At 54.1% G+C, this 316-nt stretch carries 1 protein-coding gene; it reads left to right on the forward strand.

Features of this window, described 5'->3' with window-relative positions:
• The coding region (locus HUN22_RS18320; RefSeq protein WP_254617578.1) for an Ig-like domain-containing protein at positions 1-316 on the forward strand (316 nt) is incomplete at both ends.

Raw genomic sequence — 316 nt, forward strand, 5'->3', positions numbered from 1 at the left:
ACTGCGAGTGTGGTGGTGACCGTGGATGGCGTGGATTACCCGGCAACCAACAATGGTGACGGTACTTGGACGCTTGCAGACAATACACTTCCAGTGTTGGCAGATGGCCCGCACACAGTGAGCGTGATTGCAACAGATGTAGCAGGTAACGTTTCAACTCCGGTAACCGGCACAGTGACTGTTGATGCGACAGCACCAACCCTTGCAATCACGACAGATGACCTTGCACTTGCGGCAGGTGAAGATGCCAACATCAGCTTCACGTTCAGTGAGGCAGTAGCAGGCTTTGATGCAAGCGACATCACAGTGGTAGGCG

The organism is Acinetobacter lactucae, from assembly GCF_013344765.1.
Lineage (GTDB): Bacteria > Pseudomonadota > Gammaproteobacteria > Pseudomonadales > Moraxellaceae > Acinetobacter > Acinetobacter lactucae_A.